This is a genomic window from Streptococcus sp. 1621 (assembly GCF_013276615.1).
Taxonomy (GTDB): domain Bacteria; phylum Bacillota; class Bacilli; order Lactobacillales; family Streptococcaceae; genus Streptococcus.
Map to the genome: position 1 here is coordinate 1 of NZ_VMLJ01000051.1, position 16,467 is coordinate 16,467.

The 16,467-nt window shown below is 39.0% G+C and carries 12 protein-coding genes, 1 tRNA gene, 2 pseudogenes and 1 riboswitch; of the genes and pseudogenes, 3 read left to right on the forward strand and 12 right to left on the reverse strand.

Annotation, left to right across the window (positions count from 1 at the left end; all coding sequences use genetic code 11):
* Positions 1 to 105: 105 nt before the first annotated feature.
* Both HT697_RS09710 and HT697_RS09715 read right to left on the reverse strand, forming a co-directional pair.
* Positions 106 to 178: transfer RNA gene (locus HT697_RS09710), tRNA-Thr, on the reverse strand.
* Between the two features lie 99 nt (positions 179 to 277).
* On the reverse strand, positions 278 to 787 hold the full coding sequence (locus HT697_RS09715) for a QueT transporter family protein (protein WP_000737071.1): 510 nt from the start codon (positions 785 to 787) through the stop codon (positions 278 to 280).
* Positions 785 to 881, reverse strand: a riboswitch (PreQ1 riboswitch). Its footprint overlaps the gene before it by 3 nt.
* Before the next feature lie 28 nt (positions 882 to 909).
* Between HT697_RS09715 and HT697_RS09720 the strand changes: the two genes are divergently transcribed.
* Together HT697_RS09720 and mscL are read left to right on the forward strand one after the other, a co-directional pair.
* Positions 910 to 1,341, forward strand: a complete 432-nt coding sequence (locus HT697_RS09720) for a GtrA family protein (protein ID WP_173218339.1) — start codon at positions 910 to 912, stop codon at positions 1,339 to 1,341.
* An 81-nt stretch (positions 1,342 to 1,422) separates the two neighbouring features.
* Positions 1,423 to 1,800 carry a large conductance mechanosensitive channel protein MscL gene (mscL, locus tag HT697_RS09725; RefSeq protein WP_000916790.1) on the forward strand — a complete coding sequence of 126 codons (378 nt, stop codon included), beginning with the start codon at positions 1,423 to 1,425 and terminating at the stop codon, positions 1,798 to 1,800.
* A 40-nt stretch (positions 1,801 to 1,840) separates the two neighbouring features.
* Here the strand turns inward: mscL and hemH are convergent, their stop codons facing one another.
* Positions 1,841 to 2,935, reverse strand: a complete 1,095-nt coding sequence (gene hemH, locus HT697_RS09730) for a ferrochelatase (RefSeq protein ID WP_166736674.1) — start codon at positions 2,933 to 2,935, stop codon at positions 1,841 to 1,843.
* Positions 2,936 to 3,081: 146 nt separating this feature from the next.
* On the opposite strand from hemH, the gene pepT reads away from it, so the two are divergent.
* Complete coding sequence (gene pepT / locus HT697_RS09735; RefSeq protein ID WP_173263102.1) at positions 3,082 to 4,305, forward strand: peptidase T; 1,224 nt, start codon at positions 3,082 to 3,084, stop codon at positions 4,303 to 4,305.
* 53 nt (positions 4,306 to 4,358) lie between these two features.
* On the opposite strand, the gene HT697_RS09740 is transcribed toward pepT, so the two are convergent.
* The 9 genes and pseudogenes from HT697_RS09740 to HT697_RS09780 all read right to left on the reverse strand — a co-directional run.
* Positions 4,359 to 7,886, reverse strand: coding sequence for a pneumococcal-type histidine triad protein (locus tag HT697_RS09740; protein WP_173263105.1), 3,528 nt, complete (start codon positions 7,884 to 7,886; stop codon positions 4,359 to 4,361).
* Between the two features lie 210 nt (positions 7,887 to 8,096).
* Entirely contained in the window at positions 8,097 to 11,189 is a 3,093-nt protein-coding gene (locus HT697_RS09745; RefSeq protein WP_173263108.1) for a pneumococcal-type histidine triad protein, read from the reverse strand.
* 7 nt (positions 11,190 to 11,196) lie between these two features.
* Positions 11,197 to 12,114 (reverse strand): zinc-binding lipoprotein AdcAII, encoded by a 918-nt coding sequence (adcAII, locus tag HT697_RS09750; protein WP_164226559.1) that lies wholly within the window; start codon positions 12,112 to 12,114, stop codon positions 11,197 to 11,199.
* A 297-nt stretch (positions 12,115 to 12,411) separates the two neighbouring features.
* Entirely contained in the window at positions 12,412 to 13,803 is a 1,392-nt protein-coding gene (locus tag HT697_RS09755) for an amino acid permease (protein ID WP_173263111.1), read from the reverse strand.
* A 120-nt stretch (positions 13,804 to 13,923) separates the two neighbouring features.
* Complete coding sequence (gene sdbB, locus HT697_RS09760; protein WP_173263113.1) at positions 13,924 to 14,481, reverse strand: thiol-disulfide oxidoreductase-associated lipoprotein SdbB; 558 nt, start codon at positions 14,479 to 14,481, stop codon at positions 13,924 to 13,926.
* 10 nt (positions 14,482 to 14,491) lie between these two features.
* Positions 14,492 to 15,199 (reverse strand): thiol-disulfide oxidoreductase-associated membrane protein CcdA2, encoded by a 708-nt coding sequence (gene ccdA2 / locus HT697_RS09765; protein WP_173263117.1) that lies wholly within the window; start codon positions 15,197 to 15,199, stop codon positions 14,492 to 14,494.
* Positions 15,200 to 15,429: 230 nt separating this feature from the next.
* The gene (locus HT697_RS09770) at positions 15,430 to 15,846 is read right to left on the reverse strand and encodes a hypothetical protein (RefSeq protein ID WP_173263120.1); all 417 of its coding nucleotides are present in this window, start codon (positions 15,844 to 15,846) and stop codon (positions 15,430 to 15,432) included.
* A 27-nt stretch (positions 15,847 to 15,873) separates the two neighbouring features.
* Positions 15,874 to 16,077 (reverse strand): annotated as a pseudogene (locus HT697_RS09775) (hypothetical protein); the annotation flags it as partial.
* 198 nt (positions 16,078 to 16,275) lie between these two features.
* A pseudogene (locus HT697_RS09780) lies at positions 16,276 to 16,467 on the reverse strand (peptidase); the annotation flags it as partial.

Below are 16,467 nucleotides of genomic sequence, written 5' to 3' on the forward strand. Positions count from 1 at the left end.
TAGTTTGGGAATTTACCTACACAGGTGCATAAGCAGTATCTTTGAAAAATTTGGGGCAGACATAACAAAAACCCTTGTCAATCAAGGGTTTTACTGTATATTTAATGCTAATTGCCGGGATTGAACCGGCGACCTCATCCTTACCATGGATGCGCTCTGCCAACTGAGCTAAATCAGCTTACTTGAAAAGTATACTATAATCAGAAAAACTTGTCAAGTTTCCTTAGAAATTTTCTATAAGAAAAAGCCAGGTAAAGGCTACCTAGCTTGTCCTGTTCTATTTGCTTAAATCGATTCGACGACCAATTTTACCAATAATAATCGCTCCAATAATCAATGAGGCAAATTCACCGATTCCTGTTGTAAACCAAGTAAGGAAGAATGGTAATTCTGCTACAATATTTAACTCTGCAGCGATAGTAAACATGGAAATTGAAAAGAGGATTGAAAAGAAGAAATGATCTTTTCGAATCAATCCGTTAAAGAGGTAATCCTTACTATATTTTGCAAAAAGCCAAACACCTAAACTAAGGAATACTAGGGTTGATCCACCACCAACAAAGACATCTAGCAGTCCGAAGCTAAAGAAATTAGCAATCATACAACCGATGGTAACTCCGATGATGTACTTAGGATTGTAAAAAGCCATAAAGTTCATCATTTCTGAAATACGAAACTGATAAGCACCATAGCTAATGGCATTTAGGGGCGGTGTGACAGTCAAAACGACATAAATAGCAGCAACAATTGCAATGTCTGCAACATCACGAATAGTTAATTTTTTCATCTTTTCTCCTTTGGCGGTTATCCGCGTGTAATATGCTTGGTGAAAGAAGCTAAGCACCAAGGGTTGCTTTATTCAACCTTACTAGTATAGCACAATAGCCTGCTTTATGCTATACTTAAAGCATGAAAAAACCTATTCAAAAATTTTTTAACAATGAAATCTTAGCCTATCTCTTTTTTGGCCTTGCAACAACTCTAGTTTCGATTCTCTCACGACTAGTCATTTATCAACTAAGTCATCAGGAACTCCTTGCTACTGCCTTAGCAAATATTATTGGTATCTTATTTGCCTTTATCACAAATGATACGATTGTATTTAAGCAAACAAGGAAGAATCGGCTTATTCGTTTAGTGAAATTTTTTCTTGCCCGCCTTTCTACTTTTCTGTTAGATTTGCTCTTTACTTTTCTGTTTGTGACTCAATTCCCTCATATCATAGGGCAATTCGTAAATGAAAACATTGATAAGATAAATGCTATTGAAACAATAATTGCACAAATACTCATTATTATCATCAATTATATCTTGAGCAAGGTCTATATTTTTAGAAAATAATGCTCCATTTATGAGCCTTTTAATTGCCTTCTATAATGATTTAGGATACAATGAAACACGAAACGTTGAAAGGAAAACAGTATGTTAAAAAATCTAAAATCATTCTTGCTTCGAGGAAATGTTATTGACCTTGCTGTCGGTGTTGTCATTGCCTCTGCTTTTGGTGCTATCGTTACTTCACTTGTAAACGACATTATCACTCCTCTTATTTTAAATCCCGCTTTGAAAGCTGCTAAAGTCGAACGTATCGCTCAACTTTCTTGGCATGGAGTCGGCTATGGTAACTTTTTAAGTGCTATTATCAATTTTATCTTTGTGGGTACCGCCCTCTTCTTTATTATCAAGGGTATTGAAAAAGCACAGAAGCTGACTGGCATAAAGGAAGAAAAAACTGCCGAAAAAAAACCAACTGAATTGGAAGTACTTCAAGAAATCAAAGCCCTTCTTGAGAAAAAATAATCGTTTAAAAGGATCTAGCACAAAGCTAAATCCTTTTTCTTTACTCTTTTGGTAATTTACCTGCTTTCTCAAGCATTTTTTTGATAAGATAAGGCATCTTAACATTCTCTCGACCTTTTTTCTCAATCAGTTTTTTCACAAATTCTGGCATTTGTAAATCTTGAGATTCAGCCAAAATATTTTTCGTCTCGTCTGAAGGAACTAACTCATCAAAGGTCTCTTCTTCTGGGAGAAATTCCTTAAACTCTTGATGTTCATTGGCTCTGACTGTATTGACCAAGGCATCAATCAAGCGAGAATCCGTATTTGGCATTGGTGGTCGATGGTAGTTCACACCCAATTCTTGACACAAGTCATAACATTCCACATCATTATCAAACAAGACCTCAATGTGCTCACTGATAAAGCTGATTGGAACAAAGATATAATGGTCTGGATGTTCTGTCTGTTCTCTGAGATATTCTAATACATCTGGCTTAATCCATGGAATCCCAATATCACTCTCACTTTGCCAAGTATTAGTATATTGTTCGGAACTCAAACCTAGTTTTTCAGCAACTAACTTGCTATTTTCAAAAATTTGGTCAATATAAGGGTCACCAAAATCCAAGGCAAAAATGGGCACACTATGGGCTGAAAAGATGACTTTAAAGCTATCCTGCTTTACTTCTTCTTTTAAAATATTAGCAATTTCATCTGCCCAATAGTTTAAGAGCGCTTCTTCCTGATACCAGTCCTTAATGACCAAAAATTGAATTTGTTTGCTTTCTAAAAATTTCTCATAACCCATGACAGAGTAAAAAGAATAATGAGGCTCCAAAATCAAGCAAATACACTGTTCAATACCGTATGCTTCCATCTGACCAATCACATCTGGAATAAAAGGTCTGGAAAATTTATTGGCAAAATAGACACTATATTCATTTCCCAGTCTAGCTTCTACCAAGGCAACTTCTTCACGAGTAATTCTTTGCAGAGGCGTGCCCCCAATTCGTACATAATTATCATAGAGAGTTTGAATTTCGTGGTCTTGAGGCCTCACTCCGCGACGAATATTTGTGAAAAAATCAGCCACACCTTCAAAGGTAATCTCTTCTGGCGAACCGAATGTCATCATTAAAATTGCTTTTTTCATAACTGCTTCCTTGTGATATTTTTATCAAATTTATTTTATCATGAATCCACTGATAAGTAAACGCTAACATAGCAACATTCACAATCTTTTGTTTTTCTCTTCTTTCTATGATACAATGGAAAAAATGAATTCAAAAGGAGTTTTTTATGACTTATCCAAATCTCTTGGACCGCTTCTTAACCTACGTTAAAGTCAACACGCGCTCTGATGAACACTCTACTACTACTCCAAGTACACAGAGTCAGGTTGACTTCGCAACCAATGTTCTGATTCCTGAAATGAAACGTGTTGGATTACAAAATGTTTATTATCTACCAAATGGTTTTGCGATTGGTACCTTGCCAGCCAATGATCCATCTTTAACACGTAAAATTGGCTTCATCTCCCACATGGATACTGCTGATTTTAATGCCGAAGGAGTCAATCCACAGGTAATTGAAAACTACGATGGTGGTGTGATTGAACTTGGAAATTCTGGTTTCAAACTCGATCCAGCTGACTTTAAGAGTCTTGAGAAATATCCAGGACAAACGCTCATTACAACCGATGGAACAACCTTGCTAGGGGCTGATGACAAGTCCGGAATTGCTGAAATTATGACAGCCATTGAATATCTGACTGCCCACCCTGAAATCAAACACTGTGAAATTCGTGTTGGTTTTGGTCCAGATGAAGAAATCGGTGTTGGTGCTAATCAATTTGATGCAGAAGATTTTGATGTGGATTTTGCCTACACAGTTGATGGTGGCCCACTAGGTGAGCTTCAATACGAGACGTTTTCAGCAGCTGGGGCTGAATTGCATTTCCAAGGACGCAATGTCCACCCTGGTACTGCCAAAGGTCAGATGGTCAACGCCCTTCAGCTAGCAATTGATTTTCATAATCAACTTCCAGAGAATGACCGACCTGAGTTAACGGATGGCTACCAAGGTTTCTATCATCTTATGGATGTGACAGGTAGTGTCGAGGAGGCGCGTGCAAGCTACATCATTCGTGATTTTGAAAAAGATACCTTTGAAGCGCGTAAAGCGGCTATGCAGTCTATCGCTGATAAGATGAATCAAGAACTTGGTAGCGACCGTATCACCCTCAACTTGACAGACCAGTACTACAATATGAAAGAAGTCATTGAGAAAGATATGACTCCAATTACCATTGCTAAAGCCGTTATGGAAAATCTAGGTATCACGCCTATTATCGAACCAATCCGGGGTGGAACAGACGGCTCTAAGATTTCCTTTATGGGAATCCCAACTCCGAATATCTTTGCAGGTGGCGAAAATATGCACGGACGTTTTGAATACGTCAGCCTTCAGACCATGGAACGTGCAGTTGATACCATCATTGGTATCGTAGCTTATAAAGACTAAAAAGACGAGGTAGCTCAGCTACTTCGCCTTTCTTTTTATTCTGCTGGTTTTTCTTAGTTTCCAGTACTTGTTGTAGATTCTGTTGTTTCCTTTTCTAAAGCTGATTCAGCAGGTTTAGAATCTCTTGCGTTGCTCGGTTTGTTTTCGTCGCTAGCAGTTTCACTGTTAGATTCCGTAGCTGTTGATGTTTCTGTTTCGGTACTTGTCTTATCACCATTTGCTTCAGCATTTCTTGCTGGACTTGTTTCTTCACTTGCGCTAGCTTTTGACTGGATTTGGTGATTCAAAACTAGAATAGCTTTGGTCAATTCAAGTAAAGCTGCTTTGTCTTTACTCTTAGCAGAAAGTTGATCTAGTAATGCATCCACCTTATCAAAGTCCTCATCAGAACCATTATTACTTTCTAAATAAGAGTGAAGCGATATGAGAATATTGTAGAGTTTTTGATAGAGTACAAGTGTCTGAGGATCTTGTTCAGCATTTTCCTTTTCTTGTTGAAGGGCGCTAGCGATACGAGTCAAGACATCTTTTATCTGGCTGTTTACTTCATCCAAGTCTGCATCAGCCTTGTTTGTAGCAGCTTTGAGATTTTCTACTTCTTCTGCCAAGGATTGTCTGATTCCTTCTTCTTGGATTTGCTCCAAGAGTTGATTTGCCTTGCTCAAGAGGCTTTCTACTTCTTCCTTGCTAACATGATTGACATGCTCTTCTTTTTTAAGATCAGGATAAAGATCTTTCAAAAATTCATAAATCGCTTGCTTAGCAGATTGGTTATCAACTGTTTCTTTATCTAGAACTGTTTCATTTACTTTTGTAGAAGCTGGCTGATTTTTCAAAGCCTCTTCTACTTCTTGTTTTGTTTGATAAATGCTTGGGAACAGTTTATTCAAGTCCACAGCCTTACGGAAGGATTGGGATTGATATAAAGTAAAAGTCAAATTAGCTACTTTATTACGAAGCTCATCACTTAAACGACCATCATTTACATTCTCATAGAAGTACTTGATATATTCCACTGTTGTATCGCCAGTACGATCATTAAAGTCTTGAAGAGCTTGAAGTTGTGATTCAACCGCTGCTAAACCAGCCTCATCTTTAGCCAACTTAGCTTCCTGGAGTCGAACGAGAAGGTCTTTCTTAGGAAGTCCATAAGTGTCTGTATCTAGCGTATTGATTTTATCAATCAAGGATTGATATTTCTTATCTAAAGCACTTGTTTCAACAGGTTTGACACTTTCATCAATATGGATATATTGCTTATCAAAGAGATCAAGTGTCGCAAGATAACCTGCTGTAGAGTTAGTTGCTAGTTTCTTCATATTTTCAGTAAACTGTCCTAAGGCTAACTCAATCTGTCTTTGTTTGATTGGATCGTCTTTATAGACGTTTCGACTTTCAGCAAGAAGTTGATCTACTTTTGCTAAAACTGTTTTCTCATCAAAGGCCCCAGGCTGATAGTTGGATTTCAGGGCTGGAATCTTGTTTTTCAAGGCTACTTCATAGCCCTTAGTTTGAACCTTGATGTAGTGATTGTGGTCTCCATGAGGGATCACAAAACTGCCGTTTTCAACCTGCAAACGATAAGGTGATACGCGATCACGTAAGGCAGTCGTATAAAGTTCATTTAGGAAATCAAGTTCAGGATTTCCAGTTTGGAGTGGAAGTCGAACGTGTTCCTTACGAACAGCATAGGGATGGATATGAGTTGGATCGTAGGCTTGGTCAGGATTATTAAATACAAAGAAACCTTTTGAAATTCTAATAGCTTCAAGTGGAACCCCATAGGTCTTAGAAATATAAGCTATTTTTTCTTCATCACTAGCATCTTTAGAGAATGATTCAACAGATTTTGCAAGTGGTTGAACAGGCTCTGCATCATGATGTGTTTTCAAATGATCCTGAGCTTCCTTAATTTGTTCTGGTGTCAAGTCCTTCTTGAAGAAGTAATGATTGTGGTCTCCGTGACTCATGACAAATCCTTGATCATCCTCACTAATGACACGATCGGCATCAAAACCGTGATCGTGATCTTCACCATGATGGTGGTCATGCTCATCGCCATCGTGATCGTCATCATGAGCTGGATTTGGTGTAGCTGTATTTGCCCCTTTCAAGTGGTCTTGCGCTGCCTTAATTTGCTCTGCTGACAAGTCCTTCTTGAAGAAATAATGATTGTGGTTACCATGACTCATAATAAAGCCTTGCTCATCTTCAGCAATAATACGATTGGCATCAAAGCCGTGTCCACCTTCTTCATGTTCCTCATGTGAAACACTAGGATTGGCTGCAAGAGACGGCGAAGGTGCTACTAGACCATTGTTTGGAAGAGTCGGTTGCCCAATTACGGTCGATTTTGGAATGTAATGGAAATGATCACCATGTCTTACAATATAAGCTGTTGCTGTTTCCTCGACAATATCTTTAGGATTAAAGATATAACCATCAGATGTTGAAGAGATAGGCTTATTTGTAAGTAATGAGGCATGATTCAAAGTAGATGGACTACTTGAAATACTTCCTAGACTAGACGCTGCTTCATGAGGTTTTTCATTTGTAGAGACCGTAGAACCAGTTCCACCGATAGGCACCATTCTAGCAATCTTTTCTTCTAAAGGAGAGAGTTTGCTGTAAGGAATAAAGTGATAATGGTCGCCATGTGGAATCGCAACTCCATTTGGTGTACGACTGATAATCTTAGCAGGGTCAAAGACCAAGCCATCTGATTCACTGTAACGTTGGTCGCTAGGTAAATCATAGAGTTCTTTCAATAGACTCTGGAGATTTTCAGCTTTATTTGCTGGCTTGCTAGTTGAGCCTTGTGCTACAGATTGCGTGTTATTGTCACTAGCTGTTGAAGAATAGCTTAACTGGCTCGGTTGCGTATTTTTCCCAGCTAAATAAGCTTTTGCTGCTGCTAATTCACTAGCAGACAAATCACTTTTTGGAATGTAGTGATAGTGACCTCCGTGAGGAACGATATAAGCATCACCCGTATCTTCGATAATATCAGCTGGATTAAAGACATAACCATCATCTGTCGTATAACGTCCCTGAGACCTTGCTACAGCGACATCTGAGCTGACCTTCTCATTATCTTTGACATGTTCTTGTTTTTGACGATTGATTTCATCTTTGGTTCGAATATTATCAGCATGAGCTGCATCTTTCAGGTAGACATAATATTTTCCATCGATCTTGATGATATAACCACCCTTGACCTCATTGACAATATCAGCGTCTTTAAGTTGATAGTTTGGGTCCTTCATCAAAAGTTCTTCACTAAAGAGGGCATCATAAGGAACTTTCCCATTATAGTAATGATAGTGATCACCGTGTGACGTTACATAGCCCTGATCTGTAATCTTAATGACAATTTGCTCAGCCTGAATTCCTTCTTTTTGGCTAACCTGGTCTGGTGTCAAGTTTTCAGTTTTCTGACTTGACTGACTGCCATCCACATAAGAGACACGATTATTGTCCTTATTTTCCTGCGAACGATGCTGGTTTAGTGCATATGCACATAGACTCAAGGATACGATAACAGCTGATCCAGCTGCTATATACTTTTTACTGAATTTCATAAATCCCTCATTTCAATAAATGATGAAGCTTTTTCTTAACTTCTTTTTCTCGGTTAAACATTTTTTCTAAACTGGTTATTTAACCATTTAATTAACCAGTAAATAGTTTACCTTTTTTAAGTTTATCTGTCAAGATTTTTATATCATTTAAAAAAATAAAAGCCAGTATTACTACTGACTCTTACATTATATCGATTTAATAGGATAAACTTATGCTTCTGGCTTCGTCTCAATTGACTCACTACCTTTTAACAAAGCAAGTAATTTTTCTGCCTCTGTCATGATGTCATTATTATCCATGGTTTGCAGGCTCAAGTTACCTCGTAAACTAGCCAGGGTTTCAGTCGCAGTAGCTTTCAGACTAGCATCCGTTACTTTATCAAGTAAAGCTTCTACTTCTTTGAGTTTAGCTTCTACTTTTGCAGTCTCTACTTGATGGACTTCTGGCTCTTCTGTAGTATCTTCAGCTTCTTCCTCTGTCTCGTCTTCATCAGTGCTCGGTTTATAAAGATTATCTGCTGAAGGATTTAAACCAGCGTGATTCTCTTTTTCATCAGATTCAGAGCGAGTTGGCTCACTTACTTCATCATGTTCCTTATTTTCATCAGGTTTACCGTCTTGGTCTGCCTTATTTTTACGAACATGGTCGCTAGCATTACCCCAACCATTATCTGAATGAGGACGTTGGTCCGGATGTTCAACGTAGTATTTTACAGTCGCAAATAAATCTTCTAAGGTATAACCCTCAGGTGCCTTATAGAGTCCTTCGTCAAACCATGCAAACTTAAGATTATGATAGTGATCAAAGTGAGGAATTATAAAGTAACCATTCTGTACAGCTACAGTATACTGTAAATGATTTGGTATTTTTTCTAATGGTACCTTGTTCTCAGCTGTTACGCGGTTATAGATAGCTTCTGTCCCTGTTGCCTCTGGTTTTGCTTCAGTAGAATTTGGAGCTTGTAAGCCTTTTTCTTTAGCATAAGCCTGAGCTGCTGCCCTTTCAGCTTCAGATAAGCTGTCTTTTTTAATCCAGTGGCTATGGTTCAAGTGTGGAGTGACGTAGGCATTTCCTGCATCACTTTCAATATCATGTTCGTCAAAAATGTAGCCATCTGAGGTTGTATATTTACCTGCTAATTTCGCTAATTTAATTTCATCGTTTGTATAGGCAATTTGAGCATTTGGTTTGCCAAGGCGTTCTGGGTGGGTAATCGGTGCTAGAAATGCCAATAAATCATCTACCAATTTTACTTTATTATTAGAAGATTCATTATTCAAGCGTTCTGCTAATTTGTCTAAGGCTTGAAAATCAACAGCACGCCCCTTATTTTCAGACAAGGCTTTATGAGCCTGGGTTAACAGATTATAAGCTTTATCATAAAATTCTTTGTCACGAGAAGAGACGTTTTCTTTCTTCGCAACTAGAGCATGTGTCTCTTGAGTTTTCTTAGACAAGAGATTTTCAATAGCATCAATCTTATCCTTAGCCAAGTCTTTAGCAAAAACATAGTGACTGACACCAGCAATTTCCACAACATATCCTTTTCCAACTTTTCTAACAACCTGTTCTACTGCAAAATTAGTTTGTTTTTTCTCAGTTGATGGTTGAACTTGCGGTTTTGGTGCTGGTTTCAAATAATGCATTCCTGGCACGACTGCACCATTTTGCCCTTTTAACAGAATCATTCTTGCAATCTTCTGCTCTAAATCAGACATTTGTGAATAAGGGATAAAGTGATAATGATTTCCGTGAGGCACAGCAACACCATTTGCTGTACGATCTGTTATTTGTGCTGGGTCGAATACCAAGCCATCCGATTCCACATGTCGTTCTGACAAAGGTTTGGCATACAATTCACGTAAAAGGCTTGAAATATCTTCCCCTTGATTCTGATGATAAGTTGGAGTGACAGTTAGATTGTGGTTCTCTGACAAGCTTGGTTGAGCTGGGTTTGCATTATGACTAAAACTTGAAGAAGGACGAGATCCCTGCTTCCCATTCCAATAGGCTTGGGCAGCAGCCAATTCTCCTGCAGACAAAGCGCCTTTTGGTATATAGTGGAAATGATTGCCATGCGGTACAATAAAAGCGTCTCCTGTATCTTCAATCACATCTGACGGACTAAAGACATACCCATCATCTGTTGTATAGGCGCCTCCAGTTGCTCTATTCGGTGCCGGCGTATTGAGATTAAAGTTTGGTTTAATGGTTGAACTTAGTTTATCTGTACTGCTTGGTTTCGTATTGTCAGAATGCTTTTGAACTGGCTGACCTCCAATTGGTAGATTTCGAGCCAATTTTTCTTCCAAAGCAGACATTTGTGAATACGGAATGAAATGGAAATGATCCCCATGAGGAACTGCGACCCCATTTGCAGTACGTTTTATAATTTGTGCTGGGTCAAATACCAATCCATCAGACTCCACATGACGTTGGCTAAGTGGCAAAGCGTACAATTCTTGAAGGAGACTAGCTAAATCCTCACTTTGACTTTCAGAATCTGTTGCAGGATTTTGAGGAGTTCCAGATTGACTCGTTCTCACACTAGATCTTGTTTCTCCCCTGCTAGAACGATATTCAACCGTACTTAATTGGCCGCCTTTTCCAGATAAGAAGGCTTGGGCAGCAGCTAATTCACTAGCAGACAAGTCACTCTTCGGAATATAGTGGAAGTGATTGCCATGAGGAACGATATAGGCATCACCCGTGTCCTCAATAATATCAGAGGCATTGAAGATATAACCATCATCCGTTGTATAGCGTCCTTGGGCTCTGGCTGCAGCAACAGCATTATCTGTACTTGAATTATGATTATGACTGTGTTCTTGCTTTTGACGTTTAATCTCTTCTTTTGTCCGAATATTGTCCGCATGAGCCGCATCTTTAAGGTAAACATAGTATTTACCGTTTACCTTAATAACATAGCCACCCTTGATTTCATTGACAATGTCTGAATCCTTCAACTGATAATTCGGATCTTTCATGAGGAGTTCTTCACTGATGATGGCATCATAAGGAACCTTGCCATTATAGTAATGATAATGGTCTCCATGAGAGGTCACATAACCTTGATCCGTAATCTTGATAACAATTTGTTCGGCGTTGATTCCCTCTCTCTTACTGACTTCATCTGGTGTCAAGTTCTCTGCCTTTTGACCAGACTGATCACCGTCTATATAAGCAACTCGATTAGACTCTTTCTTAGCCTGACCAGCTTGGTACCGTCCAAGTTCATAGGAACAAACACTTAGGGCAAGAACTGCCACTGAACCTGCTACATATTTTTTATTGATTTTCATTCTTTCCTCATTTCAATTCTTCTGCTAGAACACTCATATTTTCTTCCAGATTTTCTAAATAAGTCTTGTCATTTTGTGGGTCTGCCTCTAAAGGATTCAGAGTTTTAAGACCCACACCTGTTGATTTGACAAGAGTTTCAGCTACTTTTGAAGAAGCATTACTTTCCGTAAAAATCGTTTTAACCTTATAGGTTTTAACAAATTCCTGAATTTCTGTTAGTTGTCTTGGACTTGGTTCTTGTTCAGGAGAGATACCTGCAATACCAAGTTGATTGAGTCCAAATCTCTTCGCTAGATAAGAAAAGGCTGTATGTTGTGTTACAAAGGTTTTCTGAGTCGCTTTTTCAAATTTAGGCTGGAATTTCTTAGTCAATTCCTGAGCTTTTTTGATAAAAGCTTGCGCATTTTTCTGGTAAGTTTCTTTATGCTCACTATCCACCTCTGAAAGTTTATCAGCGATAATCTGAGCTTCTTCGCCAGCTTTTTCAGGATCTAGCCAAGTGTGAGGGTCATAGAGCGTTTTTTCATCAACTCCATCCCCTGCTTCCACATCTTCTAGCCCTGGGACGCGTTCCAAGGTCATTCCCTCAGAAGCCTCTAAAACCTTCACTTTGGATTTTTTTAGATTAGGATCTAAACTTCCTGCCCAAGATTCGAGCGTATGCGAATGGTAAACAAAGACATCTGCATCATAGATGGCCGCGATGTCATTCGCTGAAGGTTCAAAGGAGTGAATCCCACTACTTGACTGAATCATCCGAACATCATTCAAGTCACCTGACACTTCCTTGACCATAGCGTAGATAGGATAAAAACTGGTCACAATTTTCATCCCCTTTCCTGTCTGGCTTTCCTTTTGACTACAGGCTCCTAGCAATAAAAGAAAAACACTTAACAAGACTAAAAATAAATTTTGTTTCTTCATGAACAACTCCTTAACCATTTAATTAACTAGTAAACATTCTACTCCTAAAAATTTAATCTGTCAAGATATTTTTAGAAAAAATTTGAAATTTCTTTCACATATAAAAATCTGCTGAGTGTCAACAACTCAACAGATTCTCACTTTATATACTCAATGAAAATCAAAGAGCAAATTAGGAAGCTAGCCGCAGGCTGCTCAAAGCACTGTTTTTGAGGTTGTAGATGAAACTGACGAAGTCAGTAACCATACATACGGCAAGGCGAAGCTGACGTGGTTTGAAGAGATTTTCGAAGAGTATTATTCTTCTATGGTAGAATGCTTATAACCATAAGTAAAGTAAATGATACTTCCTATCAACAAAGCAACTAGGAAAGCAAGCCAAGTTTCCATATTATACTGCAACATAAAGGATAAACAAATGATGATTGATAAAATTGGTAACAGGGGTACCAAGGGTGTTTTAAATTCTCCAGCTTTGGGCATTCCTTTTTCTTTCCGTAAGCGAATCAGACCGTAAGCTAGCATAATCAAGTAGGCTAAGGTACAAATATTTAAGAAGGCTGCGATACTAGCAAGAGGGAACATTCCTGCTGCTACTGCTGAAGCTATACCTGTCAAGATAGTAGCATTCTTTGGTACCTTGCTAGTCTTCGTTAGTTCTTTAAAGGCAGCAGGCATTAAGCCATCACGCGCTAAACTGTAAATCATACGCGATAGGGCATAGGTCATCGAAATACAAACTGTAATCAAGGTCAAGATAGCCACCAATGACACATAGTTGGCTGCCCAACTAATCCCAACACTACGAAGGGCAAAGGCAACGGCATCATCAACATTTAGATGACTATAGTGAACCACACCAGTCAAGACAAGCGTCACCAAGGCATAGAGAATAGTTACGATAGAAAGCGATAAGACAATCCCTCTAGGAATATTTTTTTGAGGAGTCTTGACCTCATCTACGGCCATAGAGATGGATTCAAAGCCCAAAAAACCGAAGAACATCAAGGACGCACCAGCCATAATACCAGTACTAGCACCATAGATTTGTCCAAAACCATAAGGAGCAAAATTACTCCAGTTGTCAAGTTTAATATGCCAAATTCCTACTAAAACAAAGAGAGCTAAAGCGGAAAATTTCAAAATGACTAGAATCGAATTAAAGCGTAAGGCTGCCTTGGCATTTAGTAAAACAAGCGAAGTCACCAAGACCAAGACAAGAATAGGCAATAAATCAACAAATGTCCCTGCTTGAGGATTAAAGGTACCATTTAAAGGCTGAGGAAGGGCTATCCCGTATTGAGAGAGCAAGCCTTTAAAATAAGCTGCCCAACCCGAAGCTACGCCTGATATGGCTGTCATGAACTCCATCATGGTTAACCAACCAGCCAACCAGGCTGGGAATTCTCCTAAAATAGCATAGAGATAACTGTAGGCACCACCTGTAGCAGGTACTCGTGAAGCAAATTCTGCAAAAAAGAGGGCTGATAATCCCACACACAAGGCAGAAATGACGATTGAAATCACTAGGGCTGGACCAGCAAGTGTGGCAGCTGCAGTACCTGTAATTGTAAAGATGCCTGTCCCTACCATGGCTCCGATACCCAGCAAAATCAAATCCCATAACTTCAAATGCCTGTGCATCTCCGTTTTATCCAAACTTACATTCTTTGTTCTAAATATATTCATATTTCTTCTCCAAATAAAATGATGATTCTATTTTACCATAAATATAGGGGATTTGTGACTATTTATAAAATAATTTTCTAAAAAAATCTGACTACATCTTGTAATCAGATTTTATCGATTCTAGTTCATTTCTTTAAAGGCTACTTCTGCATCCGCATTACTGATAGCACCAAATTGAATTTTTCCAATCTTTCCTTGACTGTCAATCAGGTATTCTGTAGGAATGCTTCGAATTTGATAAGCTTGAAAGGTAGTTGCTTTAGTATCATAAAGAACTGGGATATCCTTATATCCTTGTTCTTGGAACCATTGTGGGAATTGCTCAACGGTTTTTTCACCTTGAATTCCTGGTGCAATGACACTAAGAATTTCGAAATCGCGATCTGGTTTCGCCGCTAGTTCCATCAACTCAGGCATACTTTTCTTACATGGACCACACCATGAAGCCCAAAACTTCAAGTAAACCTTTTTACCCTTATAATCAGATAACTTAACTTCTTTACCATCCATAGATTGCAAGGTAAAATCTGGAGCATCTTTTCCAACAGCAATTTGTTGTACAGGCGTTTGTTGTTTTGGCTGTTGTGGGGCTTGAGTCTTTTTAGTTTCTTCCTCACCACAGGCCATCAATACAACTAATGACAAGAGGCTTAAGCCAGCAAACATTACTTTTTTCATTTGTTCTCCTTTATTCAAAAATTCCAGCTAGAGCATTTACTTGTCCTAGTATTAACAAAATTCCCATTAAAATAATAAGGAAACCACCAATTTTCTTCAGTAGCATCATATGACGCTTGATTTTACTAAAATAAGGCATGACTACTCCTGAAGCTAGAGCCAAAACCAAGAAAGGAAGGGCCATGCCCAGAGTGTAAATGAGAGTATAGATTGCTCCTTGCCAAGCGCCATTGCCTCCAGAAGCCGCAAGCGCTAAAACAGAACTCAACACTGGACCAATACAAGGCGTCCAACCAAAGCTAAAGGTAATACCGAGTAAAAAGGCTGACCAATAACGATTGGATTCTGATTTCTTAAAAGTAAAGCTTTTTTGAACCTCTAATTTCTTAAAATGAAAAATTTCCATCTGGTGAAGGCCCAAAATAATGATAATCGTACCCATGGTATAGCGAAACCAATTTGCGTAGAGAATATTACCAAAGTAACCAGCACCAAAGCCTAGAATAAAGAAAATAAGAGAAATACCTGCAATAAAGCAAAGTGTTCGAATCAAACCGGACCAGAGAACCTTTCTCCCAAATAAGGAGAAGCTTTTTGCACTTTCCTGATCATCCAATAAAATCCCAGCATAGACTGGCAGAAGTGGAAAAATACAAGGAGAAAAAAAGGATAAAACACCTGCTAGAAAAACAGAGATTGAAAATACTATCGTTTCCAATAAAGAACCAACTTTCTTAAGATTTCATATCCTATTTTACTATATTCAATTTAATTTGTATGCTTTCTGCTACGCAAAATCGTATCGGGCACTACTGGACCAATCTTTTCTTTTGCTAGTCAAGGCGGATCTTGTCCTCCAAAATAGCCAAAAAGCAACGACAAGGGTTACTCGTCGCTGCTTTTGTGAACGAAAATGTCTTTTAGGTCTGACATTTCATAAATCATGTTTTACTTGAGTTTGGCAAGGGTTGCTTTAAGCTCCTCTACTAGTTTAGCTTCTGTCTCTGCTGAGCCATTTTCTTCTTTCACGAAATCAAGGGTTTCTTGGAGAAGTTTTTTGGCTTTGGCAAGGACTTTTTTATCCGCTTTTTCTGCATCTAGCTGTCCGAGAACTTTTGTCAATTCCGTGCTTAATTGCTGGATTTCTGACTCTTTCTTACGACGAACTAACCAGAAGGCAATCACACCTAGAAGGGCGAGTAGACTGACTACAATCACTCCTGCTGGAACTGAGTTTGTTTCAGTCATCTTATCTGAATCCTTACTATCCTCCGTTCCTTTCTTGGCATCCTTCTTGTCTTGTGTAGGCTTGCTGTCGCTAGCATTTGCTTTCACATCTTTGAGAGAGTTCAAGGCAGCCTTCACAGACTCTACTGCAGTACCCAGACCTTGCTCTGTCAAGGCACTATCTTCCAGAGCTTTTTGAGCATCTAGGAGGACAGCCTTGGCTGCATCGATTTTCGGATCAGATACTGTTGCCAAAGCTTTCAAGCGTTGGTCTAACTCTTGAGTCAAGGCACGAAGTTCAGACTTGTCAACTTGCTCTTGAGCTGGAGCTTGCGTGCTCGTTGAGCTAGCTGAAGGACGTGCTGCCACTCTAGGAGCTTGAGTCGGAGCTGAACTTGGAACTGGAGCAGGACTTGCAGGTTGACTCGGAGCTGCTGGTTGAGACGGTTGTGGAGCTGGCTCAGATGGAGCTGTTGGAGTCTCTGTAGCTCCTTGATCTGGTTGAGTAGAATTTGAAGGAATTTGAATATCTCTCAAACCTTCTTTCGCCTCTTGAAGTTTCTGCATTGCAGATTTTAATTTTTCGATTTCATCACTGACCTCTTGAACAGTCGCATTTTGATTACCAATCACTTCATCAGCTTTTCGAACAGCGTCTTCTGCTTCTTGTTTTGCAGTCTTATACGCAGTAGCCGTACTTGTTGTCTTACCTGTTGTTGGATCTGCTTCTTTCGTTAATTCATCTAACGCATTTCTAGC

Excerpts from the sequence above, each read along its gene's own strand:
- HT697_RS09720 (WP_173218339.1), top strand. The coding sequence starts at position 910 with ATGAAAAAACCTATTCAAAAATTTTTTAACAATGAAATCTTAGCCTAT.
- hemH (WP_166736674.1), bottom strand. The coding sequence starts at position 2,935 with ATGAAAAAAGCAATTTTAATGATGACATTCGGTTCGCCAGAAGAGATT.
- adcAII (WP_164226559.1), bottom strand. The coding sequence starts at position 12,114 with ATGAAGAAACAAAATTTATTTTTAGTCTTGTTAAGTGTTTTTCTTTTA.
- HT697_RS09715 (WP_000737071.1), bottom strand. The coding sequence starts at position 787 with ATGAAAAAATTAACTATTCGTGATGTTGCAGACATTGCAATTGTTGCT.
- HT697_RS09745 (WP_173263108.1), bottom strand. The coding sequence starts at position 11,189 with ATGAAAATCAATAAAAAATATGTAGCAGGTTCAGTGGCAGTTCTTGCC.
- pepT (WP_173263102.1), top strand. The coding sequence starts at position 3,082 with ATGACTTATCCAAATCTCTTGGACCGCTTCTTAACCTACGTTAAAGTC.
- HT697_RS09755 (WP_173263111.1), bottom strand. The coding sequence starts at position 13,803 with ATGAATATATTTAGAACAAAGAATGTAAGTTTGGATAAAACGGAGATG.
- sdbB (WP_173263113.1), bottom strand. The coding sequence starts at position 14,481 with ATGAAAAAAGTAATGTTTGCTGGCTTAAGCCTCTTGTCATTAGTTGTA.
- HT697_RS09740 (WP_173263105.1), bottom strand. The coding sequence starts at position 7,886 with ATGAAATTCAGTAAAAAGTATATAGCAGCTGGATCAGCTGTTATCGTA.
- mscL (WP_000916790.1), top strand. The coding sequence starts at position 1,423 with ATGTTAAAAAATCTAAAATCATTCTTGCTTCGAGGAAATGTTATTGAC.